The 21,369-nt window shown below is 41.0% G+C and carries 18 protein-coding genes and 4 tRNA genes; all 22 read left to right on the top strand.

Annotated elements, in window-relative coordinates:
• Window positions 1-46 precede the first annotated feature (46 nt).
• A complete protein-coding gene (locus A8F94_RS21195; protein ID WP_066205273.1) occupies window positions 47-940 on the top strand; it encodes a mechanosensitive ion channel family protein in 894 nt (297 codons plus the stop codon).
• Window positions 940-1,137 (top strand): DUF951 domain-containing protein, encoded by a 198-nt coding sequence (locus tag A8F94_RS21200; protein WP_066205276.1) that lies wholly within the window; start codon window positions 940-942, stop codon window positions 1,135-1,137. Before A8F94_RS21195 ends, A8F94_RS21200 begins: the two co-directional genes overlap by 1 nt.
• A 75-nt stretch (window positions 1,138-1,212) precedes the next feature.
• Window positions 1,213-3,219: a molybdopterin-dependent oxidoreductase gene (locus A8F94_RS21205; protein ID WP_066205278.1), complete on the top strand. Its 2,007-nt coding sequence runs from the start codon at window positions 1,213-1,215 to the stop codon at window positions 3,217-3,219.
• Between the two features lie 193 nt (window positions 3,220-3,412).
• Complete coding sequence (ychF, locus tag A8F94_RS21210; RefSeq protein WP_066205281.1) at window positions 3,413-4,513, top strand: redox-regulated ATPase YchF; 1,101 nt, start codon at window positions 3,413-3,415, stop codon at window positions 4,511-4,513.
• 139 nt (window positions 4,514-4,652) lie between these two features.
• Window positions 4,653-4,940: a 30S ribosomal protein S6 gene (rpsF, locus tag A8F94_RS21215; RefSeq protein WP_066205283.1), complete on the top strand. Its 288-nt coding sequence runs from the start codon at window positions 4,653-4,655 to the stop codon at window positions 4,938-4,940.
• A 75-nt stretch (window positions 4,941-5,015) separates the two neighbouring features.
• Window positions 5,016-5,531 carry a single-stranded DNA-binding protein gene (gene ssb / locus A8F94_RS21220; RefSeq protein ID WP_066205290.1) on the top strand — a complete coding sequence of 172 codons (516 nt, stop codon included), beginning with the start codon at window positions 5,016-5,018 and terminating at the stop codon, window positions 5,529-5,531.
• A gap of 52 nt (window positions 5,532-5,583) precedes the next feature.
• On the top strand, window positions 5,584-5,823 hold the full coding sequence (rpsR, locus tag A8F94_RS21225; protein ID WP_043934268.1) for a 30S ribosomal protein S18: 240 nt from the start codon (window positions 5,584-5,586) through the stop codon (window positions 5,821-5,823).
• A 269-nt stretch (window positions 5,824-6,092) separates the two neighbouring features.
• Entirely contained in the window at window positions 6,093-8,066 is a 1,974-nt protein-coding gene (locus tag A8F94_RS21230; RefSeq protein ID WP_066205293.1) for a DHH family phosphoesterase, read from the top strand.
• Window positions 8,063-8,512, top strand: coding sequence for a 50S ribosomal protein L9 (gene rplI / locus A8F94_RS21235; protein ID WP_066205296.1), 450 nt, complete (start codon window positions 8,063-8,065; stop codon window positions 8,510-8,512). Before A8F94_RS21230 ends, rplI begins: the two co-directional genes overlap by 4 nt.
• A gap of 154 nt (window positions 8,513-8,666) precedes the next feature.
• A complete protein-coding gene (dnaB, locus tag A8F94_RS21240; protein ID WP_066205299.1) occupies window positions 8,667-10,031 on the top strand; it encodes a replicative DNA helicase in 1,365 nt (454 codons plus the stop codon).
• A 194-nt stretch (window positions 10,032-10,225) separates the two neighbouring features.
• Window positions 10,226-11,521 (top strand): adenylosuccinate synthase, encoded by a 1,296-nt coding sequence (locus A8F94_RS21245; RefSeq protein ID WP_066205302.1) that lies wholly within the window; start codon window positions 10,226-10,228, stop codon window positions 11,519-11,521.
• Window positions 11,522-11,739: 218 nt separating this feature from the next.
• Window positions 11,740-11,815 (top strand) — tRNA-Lys (locus A8F94_RS21250).
• Window positions 11,816-11,829: 14 nt separating this feature from the next.
• Window positions 11,830-11,901 (top strand) — tRNA-Glu (locus tag A8F94_RS21255).
• Window positions 11,902-11,913: 12 nt separating this feature from the next.
• A tRNA-Asp gene (locus tag A8F94_RS21260) sits at window positions 11,914-11,990 on the top strand.
• 261 nt (window positions 11,991-12,251) lie between these two features.
• Window positions 12,252-12,324, top strand: a tRNA-Phe gene (locus tag A8F94_RS21265).
• 410 nt (window positions 12,325-12,734) lie between these two features.
• Window positions 12,735-14,183 (top strand): M23 family metallopeptidase, encoded by a 1,449-nt coding sequence (locus A8F94_RS21270; RefSeq protein ID WP_066205304.1) that lies wholly within the window; start codon window positions 12,735-12,737, stop codon window positions 14,181-14,183.
• A 253-nt stretch (window positions 14,184-14,436) separates the two neighbouring features.
• Entirely contained in the window at window positions 14,437-15,144 is a 708-nt protein-coding gene (gene yycF / locus A8F94_RS21275) for a response regulator YycF (protein WP_066206082.1), read from the top strand.
• Between the two features lie 8 nt (window positions 15,145-15,152).
• Window positions 15,153-16,982: a cell wall metabolism sensor histidine kinase WalK gene (gene walK / locus A8F94_RS21280; protein WP_066205306.1), complete on the top strand. Its 1,830-nt coding sequence runs from the start codon at window positions 15,153-15,155 to the stop codon at window positions 16,980-16,982.
• On the top strand, window positions 16,979-18,289 hold the full coding sequence (locus A8F94_RS21285; protein ID WP_066205308.1) for a YycH family regulatory protein: 1,311 nt from the start codon (window positions 16,979-16,981) through the stop codon (window positions 18,287-18,289). The genes walK and A8F94_RS21285 overlap by 4 nt, the downstream gene beginning before the upstream one ends.
• Window positions 18,276-19,079: a two-component system regulatory protein YycI gene (locus A8F94_RS21290; RefSeq protein ID WP_066205309.1), complete on the top strand. Its 804-nt coding sequence runs from the start codon at window positions 18,276-18,278 to the stop codon at window positions 19,077-19,079. The genes A8F94_RS21285 and A8F94_RS21290 overlap by 14 nt, the downstream gene beginning before the upstream one ends.
• Before the next feature lie 6 nt (window positions 19,080-19,085).
• Complete coding sequence (locus A8F94_RS21295; protein ID WP_066205312.1) at window positions 19,086-19,880, top strand: MBL fold metallo-hydrolase; 795 nt, start codon at window positions 19,086-19,088, stop codon at window positions 19,878-19,880.
• A gap of 198 nt (window positions 19,881-20,078) precedes the next feature.
• Window positions 20,079-21,299, top strand: a complete 1,221-nt coding sequence (locus tag A8F94_RS21300; protein ID WP_066205314.1) for a S1C family serine protease — start codon at window positions 20,079-20,081, stop codon at window positions 21,297-21,299.
• Window positions 21,300-21,369: the final 70 nt, after the last annotated feature.

The following is a 21,369-nucleotide window of genomic DNA, read 5'->3' on the forward strand; positions in this document are numbered from 1 at the left end:
ATTCTAACTAGAATGATAATGATTGAAAAAATTGGTGGTGAAAAATTTGGATTCATTTAACAGGATTTTGGATAGGCTGCAAGAACGGCTATTCAATGAGGATACATGGGCTGCACTCGGTGAAGGGCTAATCAAAATCGTACTTATCTTAATTGTCTCGGCGTTCATCATTAAAATAGTGAGGAGTGCCATTCATAAGTCTTTTGAAATAAGGATGAAAATGCCACTCAGAGTTTCAGAACGAAGAGAGGCGACCCTCGTAAAGCTTCTGGATAATGTTGTCACTTATGCGATTTATTTTATCGCTTTAATGATGATTCTTTCTGCGTTGACCATTGATGTCAAAGCTCTTCTCGCTGGAGCCGGGATAGTGGGCCTCGCAGTAGGTTTTGGGGCGCAAAACTTGGTCAAAGATGTTATTACTGGTTTTTTCATCATACTTGAAGATCAATTTTCAGTTGGCGATCATATAAGAGTTGACACGTTTGAAGGAACAGTTGAAGCAATTGGGCTCAGGACAACAAGGATAAAAAGCTGGACGGGTGAATTGCACATACTCCCTAATGGAAGTATCAATCAAGTTACAAATTTCTCATTAAATAATAGTTCGGCTGTTATAGATGTCGGGATTGGCTATGAGGAAGATATTGAGAAGGCGGAAACAGTTATTAAAGAACTTCTTGGAAAGATGCCTGAGCAGTATGAAGACCTGATAAAGGCTCCTGAGCTCCAGGGGATTCAGAATTTTAGCCCTTCTGAAGTGACATTAAGAGTGGTGTTTGAAACCAAACCAATGAAACATTTTTCTATCGCAAGAATGATAAGAAAAGAAATAAGATTGGCTCTTGATCAGCATGGAATTGAAGTACCTTATCCAAAGCTCGTAATGTATTCAGGCGGTGAACAAGGAAGTTCAGCTGCAGAAGGGGGCAAAGGTTGATGGAAATCAAGGAATTTGGGTTGAATGATGTAGTTGAAATGAAAAAACCGCATCCATGTGGAGTGAATCGTTGGAAAATTATCCGTCTCGGTATGGATATCCGGATAAAATGTGAAGGGTGCGGCCATAGTGTTTTAATCCCGAGAAGGGAATTCTCTAGAAAAATGAAAAAAGTACTGGTGAAGCATGAAGAGTAATGCATGCTTCTTTTTTTTGCAAAATTGTATTAATCTAAAATGTATCTATTTTATAAGTTTACGGGGGTGAAGAACATGCAAACAGTCCATAAGTCAGCATGTCCATTGAATTGCTGGGATAGCTGTGGTTTCCGGGTGAAAGTTGAGAGTGGTAAAGTTGTAAAAATTGATGGGGATCCGGACCATCCGATCACAAAAGGAAAGATATGTGGCAGGGGTAGAACCCTTGTGAAACGGATCAATGCTGACGACCGGCTTCTGTATCCCTTGAGAAAAGTGAATGGCGAGTTCATCAGGATTTCCTGGGAGGAAGCACTAACTGAAATATCAATAAAAATGATAGATATCAAAGAAAATTTCGGTCCTTCTGCAGTTCTTCATACCCATGATTATGCCAATAATGGGATTCTGAAAAATTTGGATCAGCGCTTTTTTAATGCTTTTGGCGGGGCCACTGAACTGGTTGGTTCATTATGCTGGGGTTCTGGAATTGAGGCTCAGAAATGGGATTTTGGTAACGCACTTAGCCACGCGCCAGGAGATGTTTTAAACAGTAAACATATTTTTGTATGGGGCAGGAATGCTTCACGAACAAATATTCACTTTTACCAGGATCTCCTTGAAGCAAAGAAGAAAGGGATCAAGATTTATGTTATTGATCCCATCTTTAATGCCACTGCCAAACTGGCAGATGACTATATATCAATAAAGCCTGGAATGGATGGCCTTTTGGCTGCAGGAATCTTAAAGGAAATGCTCCGGCTTGGGCACGAGGATAAAGAATTTATCAAAAAACATACAATTGGTTTTGATGAAGTAGAATCTACATTGGCCGAAATAAGACTCGAAACAATTAGTGAAATGACAGAAGTGCCGGTAGAGAAGATAACCTGGCTGGCAACTGTTTATGCTGATAAACCTGTCTCGACCTATATGGGATTAGGGATGCAACGCTATCGAAACGGTGGGAATACGATTCGCTGGATTGATGCATTAGTGGCCGCAAGCGGAAATATTGGGATTCCAGGCGGTGGGGCCAACTATGCCAATTTACAGGTGGGCCAAAGTTTCGAGGCAGATCGCCTCACATTGGCAGAACGGAAGATGGAGCACCGACAGTTTCCGATAATGGGACAGGCTGAATCTATTCTGTCAGCACAAGATCCACCGATAAAAATGATTATTAATACGTGCGGAAATCCAGCGCTTCAAGTTCCTGATTCCAATATTGTTGAAAAGGCATTTTCACAAGTTGAAACGGTTGTGGTAATAGAGCAATTTATGACGGAAACTGCTTTGCTTGCTGATTATGTTTTACCTGCAGCGTCCGTCTTTGAGGAAGAAGATTTCTATTATGCATCCATGTATCATCATTATGTTAATTATGCTCCGAAGCTGGTTGAACCACCGGGGGAGGCAAAGCCTGATCTTTGGATTTGGACAGAATTAGCCAATAGGCTCGGCTTTGGGAAGGACTTTGAGTATTCGACTGAACAATGGCTGGAGATGTATTTAGAGCCTTTAAATCAATCCGGGATTACTCTTCAAGTTCTAAGAGAGGAACATACTATTGAACTTCCAGTTAAAAAAATACCCTGGAGTGATTGGATTTTTAAGACGCCATCAAGTAAATATGAATTCACCTCTAACGTGGCATTGCAAAAAGGGATGGACGGGAGGCTTACTCTCTCACTTCCAGCTGAGTCAAAATGGTCCAATCAAGAATTGGCAACAGAATTTCCATACACTTTATTGACCATCCATCCTTTACGTTCAAACCATTCACAGCATTATCACATTTTTGAAAAAGAGCCTAAGGTCATTATTGAAATTGCAGCAAATATAGCTGAAAAACATGAGCTTGAACAAGGGTGTAATGTACGTGTTTGGAATAATCGTGGAGAGATTTTTGGGACAGTTTTAATTATGCCCAAGGCTCATCCTGATACAATTGTTATGGAAGAGGGAATATGGAAGAAGTTTGGCGGTTCAGTAAATAATCTCACTTCAAGTCGTGCTTCGGACAATGGATTGGGAAGTACACTATATGATTGTTTAGTTGCTATAGAAAAAATCGAATAAGTTAATGATTATAAGGAAACTGATTCCTGTAAAGTATCATGAATCCGAATTTTGGGGTGGCAATAGCCGCTCTTTTTTGTTGAGCCTTCCTTGTCTTTTCAGGCGGAAATGCCTATAATTGTGAGAGGCTTTCAACATTTTAAAATAATTGCTATGTGAAAATAGATGAAGTTTGAGAAGAGGAGTGGCGGAAATGGCTTTAACTGCTGGAATTGTAGGACTGCCGAATGTCGGAAAATCAACGCTTTTTAATGCAATTACACAGGCTGGGGCAGAAATGGCGAATTATCCATTCTGTACAATTGACCCGAATGTAGGAATTGTGGAAGTACCGGACCATAGATTGAATAAGCTGACAGAGCTTGTCCAACCAAAAAAGACTGTCCCAACCACATTTGAGTTTACGGATATCGCTGGAATTGTAAAAGGTGCCAGTAAAGGTGAAGGACTTGGGAATAAGTTCCTTTCCCATATCCGCGAAGTTGATGCGATTTGCCAGGTAGTACGTTGTTTTGAAGATGAGAATATTACCCATGTATCTGGAAAGGTTGATCCTATTTCAGACATTGAAACAATTAACTTGGAACTTATTCTTGCTGACATGGAATCAGTAGAAAAGCGGATTGCCCGAGTTGAGAAGTTGGCAAAGCAAAAAGACAAAGATGCTGCAGCGGAATTTGAAGTTCTTTCGATGCTCCGTGATGCTTTTGAGAATGGAAAGCCGGCAAGGTCTATCGAATTTACTGACGAGCAATTAAAACTAGCTAAACTGCTCCACCTGTTAACGATTAAGCCAGTCCTTTACGTAGCGAATGTTGGAGAAGATGATGTCGCTGATCCTTCTTCAAATCAATATGTACAAAAGGTACGCGACTATGCTGCCGAAGAAAACGCAGAGGTAATTGTTATTTGTGCCAAGATTGAATCTGAAATCGCTGAGCTGGAGGGAGAAGAAAAGGAGATGTTTCTCTCCGAGCTTGGGATTGAAGAGTCAGGCCTTGATCAGTTAATTCGCAAGGCTTATAGTTTGCTTGGCCTTGCAACTTATTTCACGGCAGGAGTTCAGGAAGTTCGCGCCTGGACTTTCAGAAAGGGAATGAAAGCACCTCAATGTGCTGGTATTATTCATACTGACTTTGAAAGAGGTTTTATTCGGGCTGAAACTGTACATTATGATGACCTTGTCACATATGGTTCCATGAATGCTGCCAAAGAAGCAGGGAAGGTCCGCCTTGAAGGTAAGGAATATGAAGTAAAAGACGGAGATGTCATGCATTTCAGATTTAACGTGTAAAACCCGCAAATCGCGGGTTTTTTTGTTAACTTTGTTGCGGATTTTAAAATTCCATGTTATAATTTATCATTGTGAGTAATTGATAATTAATTGCTCCTTGCCCAAATCGGGCCGCTTAGACCAAAAGGAGGTGACTGTGATGAGAAAGTACGAAGTTATGTACATCATCCGCCCAAACATTGAAGATGAGGCAAAGAAGGCTCTTGTTGAGCGTTTTAACACAATTCTTGCTGACAATGGTGCGGAAGTGGCTGAAGCTAAGGACTGGGGTAAACGCCGCCTCGCATATGAAATCAATGATTTCCGCGACGGATACTACCAAATCCTTAAGGTGAATGCTGAACCGGCTGCGGTTGAGGAATTTTCCCGACTTGCAAAGATCAGCGAAGATATCATTCGCCACATCGTTATTAAAGAAGAAGAATAATCCTTTTTTTGATAAATGGATTGGGTAAATGTTTCACGTGAAACATCAAAAACCCATAAAGAGGAGTTGATTCTGATGATGAATCGTGTAGTCCTGGTTGGACGCCTGACCAAAGACCCTGAATTGCGTTATACCCCAAGTGGAGTTCCTGTTGCTACATTTACGCTTGCTGTTAACCGGGCTTTCTCGAACCAACAGGGTGAAAGAGAGGCTGACTTCATAAATTGTGTCGTTTGGCGAAAGCCAGCCGAAAATGTTGCAAATTACCTTAAAAAGGGCAGTATGGCCGGTGTTGATGGCAGAATTCAAACACGCAACTATGAGGGACAAGATGGAAAAAGAGTATATGTAACAGAGGTTGTTGCAGAAAGTGTTCAATTCCTTGAGCCAAGAAATTCCTCTGCAAGAAGTGACAATTATGACTCTTATGGGAATGCTCCAAGGGAACAAGGCAATCCATTTGGAAACGGAAGCGGTAATCAGAATCAGCGTCCGGCTGCTCAAAAGCAGCAGGGATATACTCGTATGGATGATGATCCGTTCGCTGGCAGCGGACAAATCGATATATCCGACGATGACCTTCCATTCTAAAATTAATTCAGTGCAATAGATAAAAAATCCAACAGTTAGGAGGGACATAAAAATGGCAATGGGACGTAAAGGCGGTCGCGCAAAGCGCCGCAAAGTATGCTATTTTACTGCTAACGGCATTACTCATATCGATTACAAAGATGTTGATCTTCTTAAGAAATTCATCTCAGAGCGCGGCAAAATCCTGCCTCGCCGTGTAACAGGTACAAACGCCAAGTATCAGCGCAAATTGACAGTAGCTATTAAACGTGCTCGTTTGATGGCACTTCTTCCATATGTGTCTGGTGAATAATCGCTAAAAATTAGAGCAGCAGGGGAATCCTTGCTGCTCTTTTTGCCTATTTTTATGATATAACTGATAATGTATACCAGATAATATAGAAATATCTAAAGAATACATACATAAAAAGCAATGAATACTGTTGATTTGTTCTTTTTAAAGAACATATTTGCCAGGCGCTATTCTGAATGCGTTTGTCTTTCACTAGCCGGGATATTGGGTATAATTAATATAGGGTGTATGGTAAGTTATAAAGAAACTATTGTCAGGGAGCTGAAAGAATGCCGTCTTTTTTGGAAAAGCGATCGATACGCTATCCTTTTTATGGATTACTTTGCTTAACAGCGGTGCTTCTTGGCGTCCTGGCCTTATATCTTCCGATAGTCAGTATTTTTGGCCTGCTTATCGCAGCCGGATTACTTTATGGCCTATTAAAGGTAGATACACGACAGCGTCAGGAAATGGAGCAATATATATCAACGCTATCGTACCGCGTTAAAAAAGTTGGCGAAGAAGCTTTAATGGAAATGCCTATCGGGATTATGCTCATCAATGATGATTATTATATTCAATGGACAAATCCTTACCTTGCTTCCTGTTTTGACGAGGAGACACTTGCGGGAAGATCCCTTTATGATGTAGCTGAATCGTTAATTCCGTTAATAAAGCAAGAGGTAGAGACTGAGTTAATAACCCTTCATGATCGAAAATTCCGGGTTATTCACCGACTAGAAGAAAAATTGCTTTACTTTTTTGATGTAACCGAACAGACCGAAATTGAAAAGTTATATAAGGAAGAGAGAACGGTTATTGCTATTATCTATCTCGACAATTATGAGGAATTGACCCAGGGCCTTGAGGACCATATGAGGAGCAGCATCAATAATCTCGTCACTTCCTTATTAAATAAATGGGCAAATGATAATGGGATTTTCCTAAAGCGCATTACATCAGAGCGCTTTATTGGAATTTTAAATGAACAAATCCTGCATCAGCTGGAAAAAGGAAAGTTTACGATTCTTGATGAGGTGAGGGAAACGACTGCGCGCCAAAATGTTGCGTTAACGCTCAGTATTGGTGTGGGTGCCGGTGTTTCATCCTTGCCTGAACTAGGGGTATTGGCACAATCGAGCCTTGACCTTGCTCTCGGCCGTGGCGGTGACCAAGTAGCAATCAAACAACCGAATGGTAAAGTAAAGTTTTTCGGGGGAAGGACCAACCCTATAGAAAAACGTACAAGGGTTAGAGCAAGAGTCATTTCCCATGCTTTGAAGGAATTGATTGCTGAAAGTGATAAAGTAATTGTCATGGGGCATAAATTCCCGGATATGGATTCCATGGGTTCAGCAATTGGGATTAGCAGGGTAGCCCAAATGAATCAACGAGAAGGCTATATCGTCATTAATTTCGATGAAATAGATACAGGCGTACAAAGGTTAATGGATGAAATTAAACAGCACCCAGACCTTTATGAACGGTTCATTACACCAGAGCAGGCATTGGACCTTGCCACCAACGATACGCTGCTCGTTGTTGTTGACACTCATAAACCTTCTCTCGTCATTGATGAGAGACTTCTTAATACGATTAGCGATGTTGTCGTTATTGACCATCATAGGCGAGGTGAAGATTTTATAAGTAATCCTCTACTTGTCTATATGGAGCCATATGCTTCATCAACAGCGGAGCTTATTACAGAACTATTGGAGTATCAGCCTAAACGAGGCCGATTCAATATGATAGAGGCCACTGCCTTATTGGCAGGGATTATTGTAGATACCAAGAGCTTTACACTTAGAACAGGAGCAAGGACCTTTGATGCAGCTTCCTATCTCCGGTCACTTGGTGCCGATACAATCCTTGTCCAAAAATTTATGAAGGAAGATGTTGATACCTATATAAAGAGAGCCAAGCTAATTGAATCGGTTTATTTTTATAAAGAGGGCATTGCAATTACAAAAGCAAAAGAAGATGAAGTATATGACCAGGTCATGCTTGCCCAGGCTGCGGATACCCTTTTAGCAATGGATGGAGTCTCAGCATCATTCTCCTTGTCATATCGGGATGATGGTAAGATTGGCATCAGCGCACGTTCGTTGGGTGAGGTTAATGTCCAGGTGATTATGGAGAGCCTTGGCGGGGGCGGCCATTTAACCAATGCAGCCACACAGATAAATGGAATCACGGTTTCCGAGGCGGAAGAAAGATTGCAGAGGGCAATCGATGATTATATTGAAGGAGGAAAAAGGGAATGAAAGTCATTTTCTTGAAAGACGTTAAAGGGAAAGGCCAAAAAGGCGAAATTAAAAATGTTGCGGACGGCTACGCACATAATTTCTTATTAAAACAAGGATTGGCTGTTGAGGCTACTCCAGCGAATATGAGTGTTCTTGATGCGCAGAAGAAAAAACAGGCAAATGCGGCTGCAACAGAGCTTGCTGAAGCAAAAAAAATGAAAGAGGTTCTTGAGAAAATAACTGTGGAATTGACTGCAAAATCCGGAGAAGGCGGACGGTTATTTGGTTCCATTACAACGAAGCAAATAGCGGAAGAACTTCAGAAAAAGCATAATATAAAAATTGATAAGCGAAAGATGGAGCTTGATGACGCTATTCGTACCCTCGGGCATACAAAGGTCCCTGTTAAGCTGCATCATGAAGTAACTGCTTCATTAGATGTTCATGTAAAAGAAGGAAAATAAAATTTTAAAGTAGATTTAAATCATAAACATGTTAAGATAATAAGGTAAATGGATGATAATGTGATCGGCCGAGCTGGTCACATTTTTTCGCGGTTTTTTAAGGCTGATAGATAGGGAAATACGTTAATTTTTTCGTAATAGGGGGTTTAAATAGATGAATGATGTTTTTGCGGACCGGATGCCGCCTCAAAATATAGAAGCTGAACAAGCGGTGCTGGGCGCCATTTTTCTGGAACCTTCGTCTCTAACTCTTGCCACAGAAATTCTGATTCCTGAAGATTTCTACAGGGCATCGCATCAAAAGATTTTTAACACGATGCTTAAATTGAATGATCAAGGAAAAGCAGTCGATTTAGTAACCGTAACTGAAGAACTTGCTGCAGCGAAATTGCTCGAGGATACAGGCGGAGTCAGCTATTTAAGTGAACTTGCCAGTTCTGTACCGACAGCTGCCAATATAGAATACTACGCAAAAATAGTTGAGGAAAAGTCATTGCTCCGCAGGTTGATCCGTACAGCAACCGAGATTGCCCAAAATGGATATACCCGTGAGGATGAAGTCGATACCCTGCTATCCGAGGCGGAAAAAAGCATAATGGAAGTTTCCCAGCGCAAAGGCGGAGGGGCTTTTCATAATATTAAAGACGTTCTGGTCCGTACGTATGACAATATTGAAATGATGCATAACCGGAAAGGCGATATTACCGGTATTGAAACTGGCTTCCGGGAGCTGGACCGAATGACAGCTGGTTTCCAGCGGAATGACCTTATTATTGTAGGGGCGCGTCCGTCAGTTGGTAAAACAGCCTTCGCCTTGAATATCTCCCAGAATGTTGCGACCAAGACCGATGAAAATGTTGCTATTTTCAGCCTTGAGATGGGAGCGGAACAGCTGGTGATGAGGATGCTTTGTGCTGAAGGGAACATAGATGCACAAAGGCTTAGGACAGGCTCTCTTACCGACGAGGATTGGGGCAAATTAACGATGGCGATGGGAAGCCTTTCAAGGGCAGGCATATTCATCGATGATACTCCTGGTGTCCGGGTTGCCGATATTAGGGCAAAATGCAGAAGGCTGAAGCAAGAGCATGGCCTGGGCATGATTCTAATTGATTACCTTCAGTTGATCTTGGGCAGTGGCCGAAGCGGAGAGAACCGCCAGCAGGAGGTCTCCGAAATCTCCCGTTCTTTGAAGCAGCTTGCACGTGAATTGCAGGTGCCGGTTATTGCCTTGTCCCAGTTATCACGGGGAGTGGAGCAGCGGCAGGATAAGCGGCCTATGATGTCTGATATCCGTGAATCTGGAAGTATTGAACAGGATGCTGATATCGTTGCGTTCTTGTACAGGGATGACTACTATGACAAGGAATCTGAGAATAAGAATATCATTGAAATCATTATTGCAAAACAGAGGAATGGCCCGACAGGAACGGTCCAATTGGCTTTTGTAAAAGAATATAATAAATTCGTAAATCTTGAGACGAGATTTGGAGACTCGGCAGTTCCACCGGGAGCATAAGGAAAACCCACCATTTCAGGTGGGTTTTTTTTTATATAATATTTTACTATTTTTAAATGAGTATATATTGGTATTTTACGAACATAATAAGTAAATACATTAAACAATGTTCGGGTTTTGTTGACTTCCCCATTGGAAAGTTGGTAAGATTGGAGAGGATTATCAAGAATAGAAAGTACAACGGAGGTGCTGGTATGTCATCAGTTGTTGTAGTGGGAACACAATGGGGCGACGAAGGAAAAGGAAAGATTACAGACTTTTTATCAGAAAACGCTGAGGTAATCGCACGTTATCAGGGTGGAAATAACGCAGGCCATACGATTAAATTTAATGGTGTTACATACAAATTGCATTTAATTCCATCGGGAATTTTTTATAAAGACAAAATATGTGTGATTGGGAACGGCATGGTCGTTGATCCAAAGGCACTAGTCAACGAACTTGCATATTTGCATGGGGAAGGAGTCTCAACTGATAATTTGCGAATCTCCAACCGTGCTCATGTCATTCTGCCATATCATTTGAAATTGGATGAGGTTGAAGAAGAAAGCAAAGGCCCAAATAAAATTGGGACGACAAAGAAGGGAATTGGCCCGGCATATATGGATAAGGCAGCAAGGATAGGAATCCGGATTGCCGACCTGCTAGACCAGGAAGTATTCAAGGAGAAGTTAACAAGGAACCTTCAGGAGAAAAACCGCCTTTTAGAAAAAATTTATGAAACAACCGGATTTACGGTTGAAGAAATATTTGAAGAATATTATGAGTACGGGCAGCAAATTGAAAAGTATGTTTGTGACACCTCGGTTGTATTGAATGATGCATTGGATGATGGACGCAGAGTCCTGTTTGAGGGAGCACAGGGAGTCATGCTTGATATCGACCAGGGCACCTATCCATTTGTTACTTCCTCCAATCCAGTTGCAGGCGGGGTAACAATCGGGTCTGGTGTTGGCCCATCAAAGATTACAAAAGTCGTTGGGGTGTCAAAAGCGTATACAACCCGTGTTGGTGATGGTCCATTCCCGACGGAATTAAACAGTGAAATTGGTGACAGGATCCGTGAAGTTGGCCGTGAATATGGTACAACAACAGGCCGTCCGCGGAGAGTTGGCTGGTTTGACAGTGTCGTTGTCCGCCATGCACGGCGTGTAAGCGGGATTACCGACCTTTCGCTAAACTCAATTGATGTCCTGTCGGGGCTGGAGACAGTAAAAATTTGCTCAGCTTACCGATACAAGGGAGAAATCATTGAAGAATTCCCGGCGAGCCTGAAGGTGCTTGCTGAGTGTGAGCCTGTTTATGAGGAATTACCTGGTTGGACCGAGGATATTACAGGCTGCAAAAACCTTGGAGATTTACCCGAAAATGCACGCCATTATTTAGAGCGGCTTTCACAGCTGACAGGTATCCCACTTTCAATTTTTTCAGTCGGCCCAGACCGTTCACAGACGAATGTTGTTAGAAGCCCGTGGAGAACGAGCATTTAATGAACAGGTGGCACCTCCCTTTGGGCGATGGTGCCACCATTGTTTATATTGTTTAAGAAGGAGAGGAATAGGGAAACAAAAGAAAGATTTACCTGTTTTAAAAAAATATTTACTAAACCCTTGCATTATATAAATTGCTTATGCTATTATAAAAAACGTCGCCACTGGCAAAAAGTTGTTTTAGCTTGTTGGCGAATTAATATAATAATATTATTTACGAGCCATTAGCTCAGTTGGTAGAGCATCTGACTTTTAATCAGAGGGTCGAAGGTTCGAGTCCTTCATGGCTCACCATTTTCTTGGTGAATGGCCCCTTGGTCAAGCGGTTAAGACACCGCCCTTTCACGGCGGTAACACGGGTTCGAATCCCGTAGGGGTCATTATTATTTATTGGTCTGGTAGTTCAGTTGGTTAGAATGCCTGCCTGTCACGCAGGAGGTCGCGGGTTCGAGTCCCGTCCAGACCGCCATTTTTAAAAAGGCTATACAACATACATATGGAAGTGAATACGGATCGGTAGCTGGACCGTAAACATCCTGAGTAATTATCAAAGTAGGTTCTGCGCTATGCATGAGCGTTAGCTGATGCTTTAAGCACAGGAGTCGGTAGAGCACGGTGAATAAGCAACATGAGTAAGCATCAGCGTACCAATCGAGAGGCTGCTTGAATAAGCTTTCCGAGATTGGGACGAAGGACATGCAGGATTCACTTTAGGGTACATTTTTAATAAGGCACGGTAGCTCAGTCGGTAGAGCAAAGGACTGAAAATCCTTGTGTCGGCGGTTCGATTCCGTCCCGCGCCATAATAAAGAGAGCAGAATCTTCTGCTCTCTTTATTTATTTCCCTTCATTTACTTTACAAATGTAATAGTTTTGTAATAATAAATTGAAATTTTCCCAACAAATATTAAAAAATATGTCGATATTGCTTTTCTATAACTATGGTAGGGAATTTTTCATAAAACCTTGATTTATAGGCTTTTTCTCCTAGGATAACGTTCCTGTTTCCCTCTGCCCATTCTCTGTTTTCGCTAAAAAAACCCAGGTATTTCCCTTAAAATGTCAGCTATTATACATTTATATTACAATATTTTAACTTTCAATTTATAAATATTTTTTTATGGTAAAGTATAGAAGTATAAAAAATAAAAAATTTCCCAATGAAGATGAAGTAGGATAATAGTCATGTTCTTGTCGCTCAGGAGGAAAAATAATGATGAAAAAAGCTCAGAAGCGGTTGGTCCAATCCAGAAGAATTCCACTGCCAAATTGCCTTATCGCTTTGTTGGCACTATCATTTCTAATGTTTGGTACCGCCGGAGAAGTAGAGGCAAAGTCAGAACTTACAACTGTATATTATGTGTATATGGATGATACATATATTGGAACTGTTTCAGATAAACATATAATAGAAGATCTTATAAAAAAAGAAATTCAAACAATGGAGCAGACTCATAAAGACTATACCTTCACCATTGGTTCGAATATTACTTATATACCAGAACAAGTCTTCAGATCCACTGCCAATAATCAGCAAGCAACTCAGAAACTTTCCGCTGAACTAGCTGTTGAGGTTGAATCAACCGCAATTGTAGTTGCCGGAAAACCGATTGTATATTTAAAAAGCAAGCAAGACGCTGAAGAAGTCTTAAATAAATTGAAGCTACAATATGTGACTGCTGAGGAGCTGCAGGAGTTTGAAGATACAAAAAACAATCCTGCCAAGACTTTACCCGCATTGAAAGAAAATCAAACACGTTTAAAAGATGTTCGTCTTTCTGAAGACGTAGCTATTGAAGCTTTAACAACAACCCCTGAAAATGTACTAAATCCTGACCAAGCACTTAAATTCTTGCAAAAAGGAACTTTGGAAGAAAAACAGTATACTGTTAAAGACGGGGATGTGCTTGGGTCAATAGCGAAGGACGTAAACCTATCCACCACCCAGTTGCTTGCTCTTAATCCAGGAGTAAAGGAAACTTCGGTAATTAAAGTGGGACAACAGCTCAATATTACGGTTCCGAAGGCTTACCTGTCCGTTATTGTTGAAAGAGAAGTGTTTAAAAAAGAATCGATAACCTTTAAAACTGAAATTGTAAATGACGATTCCATGTTTAAGGGTGAAAAGAAGATTAAGCAAGAAGGGAAAAATGGAGAACGACATGTCGTTTATACCATTTCTGAACAAAACGGGAAAACAGTAAATAAAATTGTTTCCAACGAGACGATTACAACAAAACCTGTTAATCATATTATTGTCCGAGGTACAAAGGTAGTTCCATCACGCGGTGAGGGCTCATTTGTATGGCCGGCATCTGGTGGATATGTATCAAGCCAGGTAGGCTATCGATGGGGAAAAATGCATAAAGGCATAGATATTGCTCGTCCATCCAACTATACAATCAAGGCCGCCGATAATGGAACCGTTGTTGAGGCGGGATGGGATGGGGCATACGGAAAGAAAATCGTAATAGACCATAATAATGGTTTCCGGACTGTATATGCACACCTTTCTTCCATAGATGTCCAAGTGGGGCAAACTGTTTCCAGAGGGTCAAAAATAGGAAACATGGGTTCGACAGGAGACTCAACTGGTATTCATCTTCATTTTGAAGTCTATAAAAATGGTAAACTCCAGAATCCATTGAATTACATACGGTAATCAAATAGGAGTGAGCCCCCGACAAAATGTCGGGGGCTTTTATACTAGAGGAGGCACAGGCAAACATGCAACTTATAAAGGGCCAATCATACCCTCTGGCTACTCTATTACGAGCAGGAACGTTCAATAAGAACAATGTAACTCTCATCCGTCCAATATTTTCTAATAGATGATTTATGGGGGCTAAAGTGGTAAAGTAAAGTAGTATACGTATGTAGTAGAGAAAGAGAAACAGGAAGAAAGGAGCATGGGGATGGAAAAGAAAATATTGGTTGTAGATGATGAAAAACCAATTGCTGATATACTTCAATTTAATTTAAAAAAAGAGGGCTATACTGTTTTCTGTGCTTATGATGGGAACGAAGCTATTTCAATGGTTGAAGAAGTGCAACCTGACCTGATCCTGCTGGATATTATGCTTCCGCTTCGGGATGGGATGGAAGTTTGCAGGGAAGTACGAAAAAAGCATGAAATGCCAATCATTATGCTGACTGCAAAGGATTCCGAAATAGATAAAGTCCTTGGACTTGAATTAGGCGCTGATGATTATGTCACAAAGCCTTTCAGTACAAGGGAACTGATTGCAAGGGTAAAGGCGAACCTGAGACGCCATCAACTTCCTTCTGGACAAGCCACAGAAGGAACAACCAATGAAATTGAAGTTGGTTCATTGACTATTCACCCTGATGCTTATATCGTTTCAAAACGTGGCGAAACAATAGAATTAACTCACCGTGAGTTTGAACTACTCCATTATCTTGCCAAGCACATTGGACAAGTCATGACTAGGGAACATCTCCTTCAGACTGTATGGGGATATGACTATTATGGCGATGTACGGACAGTTGATGTGACTGTCAGAAGGCTTAGGGAAAAGATTGAGGATAATCCAAGCCATCCTGCCTGGATTGTGACTAGAAGAGGAGTAGGCTATTACTTGCGAAATCCGGATCAGGAGTAAACATCTTCATGAGAAGAGTCGGTTTTTTAAATTCAATTAGATTAAAACTTGTGTTAATGTATATCCTGCTCATTCTTGTCGCTGGACAAATAATTGGTGTATATTTTGTAAGGCAATTGGAAGAAACGTTAACCACCAATTTCCAAACATCGTTAAAAGGGCAGGTAAACATGCTCGGGTATAATTTAGTCGAGCAGATGGAGAAGGAGCGAACATCGGAAGACCCTACACTTGAAGATGATGTCAGAAAAATCCTGAGTGATTTTGCGGTTGGTGATGATATTACTGAAGCCAGATTTATTGGCGCAGCCTCATTAAACATTATTGGTACGTCTGAACCGGGTGACCAAAATGTTGTAGGGAAGCGAACGACAGAACTAAGAATAAAACGCGCACTTTTGCTAGAAGAGGAACAGAGTGATATCCTCATAGACCGCAGCAGTGGCCACCGTATTTGGGTGTTGGCTTATCCTGTTAAATCAGAAGGGAAAACAATCGGTGCCATTTATTTAGAGGCAAATATTGAATCTGTTTTTGAGCAGATGAATACAATCAATAGCATTCTTGCAACAGGGACGGCAATTGCCCTTGGCATTACGGCTATCCTCGGTACATTACTGGCCCAAACGATAACCAGGCCGATTACAGACATGAAAAAACAGGCTATTGCCATGGCTAAAGGTAATTTTTCCAGAAAGGTTAAAGTGTATGGCCATGATGAAATTGGCACCCTGGCCATGACCTTTAATAACCTGACGAAAAAGCTCCAGGAGGCCCAGGCGACTACAGAAGGTGAGAGAAGGAAGCTTTCCTCTGTTCTTTCATATATGACAGATGGCGTTATTGCAACGGACCGGAGAGGAAGAGTCATTGTCGTTAATGAGCCAGCAGCAAAAATGCTTGGTGTTTCACGTGAAACAGTGTTATCTGAACCTATAGTTGCCTTATTGGATTTGCAGGACACATATACCTTTGAGGAATTGCTGGAAATAAATGATTCAATTATTCTGGATTATAGCACAAAACATAATCCTTATATTCTTAAAGCCAATCTTTCTGTTATTCAAAAAGAAACAGGCTTTGTGAATGGATTGATTACAGTATTACATGATATTACCGAACAAGAAAAAATCGATGCAGAACGCAGGGAATTTGTCGCAAATGTTTCCCATGAGTTAAGAACTCCATTAACAACAATGAGAAGCTATTTGGAAGCACTTGCGGATGGTGTCATGAAGGATCCGGAGGTTGGCCCTCAATTTTTGAATGTGGCACAAACAGAAACTGAGCGGATGATCCGTCTGGTTAATGATTTACTGCAGCTTTCCAAAATGGATAGCAGGGATTATCGCCTTTCAAAAGAATGGATAGATTTTACGGAATTCTTTAACAGGATTATTGACCGGTTTGAGATGACCAAGGAAGAGAATGTTAGGTTTACCAGAATCCTTCCAAGGAAGCCTCTTTTTGTTGATATTGATGAAGACAAACTGACACAGGTATTGGATAATATTATTTCGAATGCAATGAAATACTCTCCTGAAGGCGGGGAAGTCACTTTTACAGTAGTTGAGGAAGTAGGGAAGATTACTGTGAGTGTCAAGGATGAAGGTATCGGGATTCCAAAGGAGAATGTAGGGAAAATATTTGACCGCTTCTACCGTGTCGATAAGGCCAGGACAAGAAAATTGGGGGGGACAGGCCTCGGGCTTGCGATTGCCAAGGAAATGATAATGGCACACGGGGGAACAATTTGGGCAACAAGCGAGGAAGGTAAAGGAACACAAGTCATCTTTACACTTCCTTATGAGCCTTCTGAAGAGGTTGACTGGGCATGAAATATGAAACAATAAAATCAGTTGTGCTTACAGCACTCATGTTGCTTAGTTTTGGACTAACATGGGCCATATGGACGTATCAGCCAAATTATGATCCACTTGTGAGTGGCAAATTTGTTGAGGAAGTCAAAATGGGCGATAAGAAGGAAGAGTCCAGCATTATTAAACCTGATCGAATCCTCTACCATGTAGGGGAAGATAAACATTTTGGGACAAATGAAGTGGATAGAGTAATAAATGAAATCTCAGAATGGGTATACTTTGATGTCCAGAATTACACTGAACAGGCGGGCAACTTCAAACAGGCTATCCATGGTACAGGCAAAGTTGAACTTGTATTTCCGCACGAAGTACCCATTGAAGTATTTAGGGAAGTACTAAACTTTGAGCAAAAAAGGATCCCGTCCTTTAAGTTTGACCGTGTAGTCATTGATATGACAAGCCTAAAAAAGGATCGCGGACGAATCTATTTTGCCAATACTGCAAACCAGCAAATTTATATTAGTTATATATCCTCTTCCTATTTGGCCAAATTTGACCAGGAATTCTACGAAAATGCTGAACAGTACCCAGCTTATTTTTCTTATAATGCAGGCGAAAAGAGGACCATCTTTATTCCGGAACAGGAAACAGAAATGATTCAATACAAGTATTTACCGATGAATCTTAACTCGGAGGAATTTAAGGAAGCGTTATTCAAGGTTCCTAACCTCGTATTAAAGAGCTTTGTTGATGGTTCAGAAGAATATACGAATGACTCAAGCAAGTTGAACATTTATACCGATGATAATTATCTTGTTTTTGTTAATCCAACGGAGGATAATGGGTATATCTCGGGGGCTGCAAACCTTTTGCAAAGAAGTATTGACTTCATTAATAATCATAGTGGCTGGACCGATCCGTATAGATTTGCAAGTTTGGATGAAGGCAGCCAGGAAGTTACCTTCAGAATGTATAGTATGGACGGCTATCCTGTTTTCAATAGCAAAGGTCTTTCGGAAATTACAGAAGTTTGGGGGAAAAATGAAATAATAAAATTTACGAGGCCGACTTTTTCAATGGAACTACCATTGGAGTTTACAAAAGTGGTCAGGCCATCTGGCAGGGATGTAATTGAATTCCTGCACAGCAGAGAAAATTTTAAGCCTGAATTGCTTGAAAGCCTCGTACTTGGCTATAGGATGGAGAGAGAGCCTCAGTTAAAAAGGCTCATCGTTCTGGAGCCAGCCTGGTTCTACCTTTACAATAATTCATGGGAAGAGATTTCCATGGATGAGTTAGGGGGAGTCAAGCGTGGACTGGAGTAGAATAAAAACAATCTTTATCATTACTTTTCTTATTCTTGATGTATATCTCGTCTCTCAATTTATGATTAAATATAATTCAAGTAAGTATGAGTTGAGGGTTGAAACTAAGATTGAGGATCAATTGAAAGCTGAAGAAATTGAGATAACCTTTGATATGCCAAAAGGTTCTATTAAGGAACAATATGTGAGTGCGCGGTTAAAAGAATTCACAGAAAAAGAGGCGGATAGCCTTAAAGGGCAAACTGTTCAAATAAATAAAAAGACAACGCTGTTTTCCTCTTTTGATAAGCCATATCAACTCGATAGCAATTTTGAACCCGTTTCTTTAGCGGGGCTTATTGCTGAGAATGTCCTAAATGGAAACGAGTATAAATTTTGGAGTAAAAATGAAGAAGATAAGACGATTATTTATCTTCAGCAATTTGAAAACAAGTTTTTTTATAAAAATGAAAATGGAATGCTTGTATTCCATTTAAATGATAAAAATCAAGTCGTCTCCTATGAGCAAACGCTCTTGGAGGATATAAAAAAGTATGACGATGTAAAAGAGGAAGTTCTTACCCCTTTAAAAGCCATCGAAATTCTTCTTCAGCGTGGGCTTCTAAAGTCAAACTCGAAAATTACGGATGCTGAACTAGGTTATTCAACTTTCGTACCGCTTGCTTCATCACAAGTGTTTGCGCCAACTTGGAGAATTGAGGTAAATAATGAAGAAAACCTGTATGTAAATGCCTTTGAAGGACAAGTTGATTTAAACTATAACAATAATGAAAACGAAGTAACGGAGTGAAGTCGAATGACATTGCAGTTTAGTGTACTTGCCAGTGGTAGTACTGGCAATGCGATCTATGTGGAATCAGGCGACCATTCATTCCTTGTTGATGCAGGCCTGAGCGGCAAGCAACTTGAAGGTCTTTTCCAGAAAATTGGCCGTGAAATGAGCAGTTTGTCAGGCATCCTTGTTACCCATGAACATAGCGATCATATAAAGGGACTTGGGGTAGCCGCGCGTAAATATAAACTGCCTATCTATGCAAATGAAAAAACATGGAAGGCCATGGATACCCTGATAGGCGAAGTGCCAACAGAGCAAAAATTTGTTTTTGGAATGGAAACAGTAAAAAGCTTTGGTTCACTTGATATTGAGTCATTTGGGGTATCACACGATGCGGCTGAGCCAATGTTTTATGTATTTTATTCAGGCGGCAAAAAGCTTGTCATCATCACTGATACTGGTTATGTCAGTGACAGGATGAAGGGAGTCATTTCAAACGCTGATGCGTATGTATTTGAAAGCAATCATGACGTTCAAATGCTGAGGATGGGAAGATATCCATGGAATGTAAAGCGCCGGATATTAAGTGATGTCGGCCATGTTTCCAACGAGGATGCAGCCGTAGCGATGAGTGAAGTCGCCGGAGAAAATACAAAAAGGATTTATCTTGCCCATTTAAGCCTTGATAACAATATTAAGGACTTGGCAAGAATGTCTGTTGCCCAAACTCTTGAAACAAGAGGCATTCTCATAGGAGAACAATTTGACCTGTACGATACAGACCCAAGAATTCCTACAGCACTTACTGCTGTTTAAAACGAGAAAAAGAGCAAATCTCCTCCTACATGAGGAAGGGATTTGCTCTTTTTGATTTGTAAAAATAATTATTGTCCAAAACATGTGATTTTTGGAAAAAGATAAGCATAAAGATTGTTTTTAATTAGAAAACCATAGGTTTGCGAGTATAATAATGATATGAACAAAAAGTGCCAGCTTGCATGGAGGAGGAGTAACATGGGGTATTACGATCAAGACTTTCAAACCCGGTATCGGGAACCAGAGAAGAAACGCAGTAGGAAAGGTTATTTCCTCACAAGCCTTATCGGGGCGGTTATCGGGGCTTTGATCGTAATTATGACCATTCCCGTCCTTTCAGATGCAGGCGTTCTTCCTTATGTTGTTGAGCCTACTAATAAGGCACCTAAGGAGGAAGTGGCTGGGAACTCCGGCACAGTTGCTATTGATGTAAATACGGACGTAACAAAGGCAGTTGATAAAGCTGCTGATGCCGTTGTTGGGATAAGCAATATACAAACATCAGGCAGGTTCTGGTTCAGTGAAGAACAGGAAGAATCGGCAGGGACAGGTTCTGGAGTTATTTATAAACGGTCAGGGAATAAGGCGTACATAGTAACCAATCATCATGTTGTCGAAGGGGCAAGCGAATTGGAGATTACACTTGCAGACGGCACTAAAATTCCAGCAAAGCTTAAGGGCAGTGATATATGGACAGATCTTGCGGTGCTGGAGGTTGATTCCAAGCTAGTAAAAACTGTTGCAGAGTTCGGCAATTCCGACAACCTGAAGCCTGGTGAGCCGGTGATTGCAATAGGAAATCCATTAGGCCTGACTTTCTCAGGTTCAGTTACTCAAGGAATCATATCTGGCCTAGAGCGTGCTATTCCTGTTGATATCAACCAGGATGGTATACCGGACTGGCAGGCAGAGGTTCTGCAAACAGATGCTGCAATTAACCCGGGCAATAGCGGGGGTGCGCTAATTAATATCGCCGGACAGGTAATCGGTATTAATTCAATGAAAATTGCGGAGTCCGCCGTGGAAGGAATCGGGCTTTCAATTCCAATTAACTATGCAAAGCCGGTAATAAATGATCTTGAACAATATGGTGAGGTCCGCCGTCCGTACATGGGAGTGGATCTGCGCTCTGTATCAGATTTACCTGTCTCCTTCCGGCAAGGGGAATTGAATCTTCCGGAAAAAACAAACTATGGTGTTGCCTTAAGGCATGTAGTGCCCGGCTCGCCAGCAGATAAGGCTGGATTGAAGGAATTAGACGTAATCGTCTCGATGGATGGTGAAAAAATAGAAGATGTGATAGATTTACGGAAGCATCTATATAATAAAAAGAAAATCGGCGAGAAAATGGAAATCAAGTTTTACAGACAAGGCAAAGAGATGAAAACGACCTTGGAACTAGGAGAAGATAATCTATAGATTTTTAAAGCGGCGGGGCTAGGTGACTTCGCTGCTTTTTTGAGGCTAAAAAAATAATGTGGATAAGTCA

The sequence above is a fragment of the Bacillus sp. FJAT-27225 genome, assembly GCF_001685025.1.
In the GTDB taxonomy this organism is placed as follows: domain Bacteria; phylum Bacillota; class Bacilli; order Bacillales; family Cytobacillaceae; genus Bacillus_D.

Coding starts and splice junctions, on each gene's coding strand:
- A8F94_RS21200 (WP_066205276.1), top strand. CDS start 940: ATGGAAATCAAGGAATTTGGGTTGAATGATGTAGTTGAAATGAAAAAA.
- A8F94_RS21205 (WP_066205278.1), top strand. CDS start 1,213: ATGCAAACAGTCCATAAGTCAGCATGTCCATTGAATTGCTGGGATAGC.
- ychF (WP_066205281.1), top strand. CDS start 3,413: ATGGCTTTAACTGCTGGAATTGTAGGACTGCCGAATGTCGGAAAATCA.
- rpsF (WP_066205283.1), top strand. CDS start 4,653: ATGAGAAAGTACGAAGTTATGTACATCATCCGCCCAAACATTGAAGAT.
- ssb (WP_066205290.1), top strand. CDS start 5,016: ATGATGAATCGTGTAGTCCTGGTTGGACGCCTGACCAAAGACCCTGAA.
- rpsR (WP_043934268.1), top strand. CDS start 5,584: ATGGCAATGGGACGTAAAGGCGGTCGCGCAAAGCGCCGCAAAGTATGC.
- A8F94_RS21230 (WP_066205293.1), top strand. CDS start 6,093: ATGCCGTCTTTTTTGGAAAAGCGATCGATACGCTATCCTTTTTATGGA.
- rplI (WP_066205296.1), top strand. CDS start 8,063: ATGAAAGTCATTTTCTTGAAAGACGTTAAAGGGAAAGGCCAAAAAGGC.
- dnaB (WP_066205299.1), top strand. CDS start 8,667: ATGAATGATGTTTTTGCGGACCGGATGCCGCCTCAAAATATAGAAGCT.
- A8F94_RS21245 (WP_066205302.1), top strand. CDS start 10,226: ATGTCATCAGTTGTTGTAGTGGGAACACAATGGGGCGACGAAGGAAAA.
- A8F94_RS21270 (WP_066205304.1), top strand. CDS start 12,735: ATGATGAAAAAAGCTCAGAAGCGGTTGGTCCAATCCAGAAGAATTCCA.
- yycF (WP_066206082.1), top strand. CDS start 14,437: ATGGAAAAGAAAATATTGGTTGTAGATGATGAAAAACCAATTGCTGAT.
- walK (WP_066205306.1), top strand. CDS start 15,153: ATGAGAAGAGTCGGTTTTTTAAATTCAATTAGATTAAAACTTGTGTTA.
- A8F94_RS21285 (WP_066205308.1), top strand. CDS start 16,979: ATGAAATATGAAACAATAAAATCAGTTGTGCTTACAGCACTCATGTTG.
- A8F94_RS21295 (WP_066205312.1), top strand. CDS start 19,086: ATGACATTGCAGTTTAGTGTACTTGCCAGTGGTAGTACTGGCAATGCG.
- A8F94_RS21300 (WP_066205314.1), top strand. CDS start 20,079: ATGGGGTATTACGATCAAGACTTTCAAACCCGGTATCGGGAACCAGAG.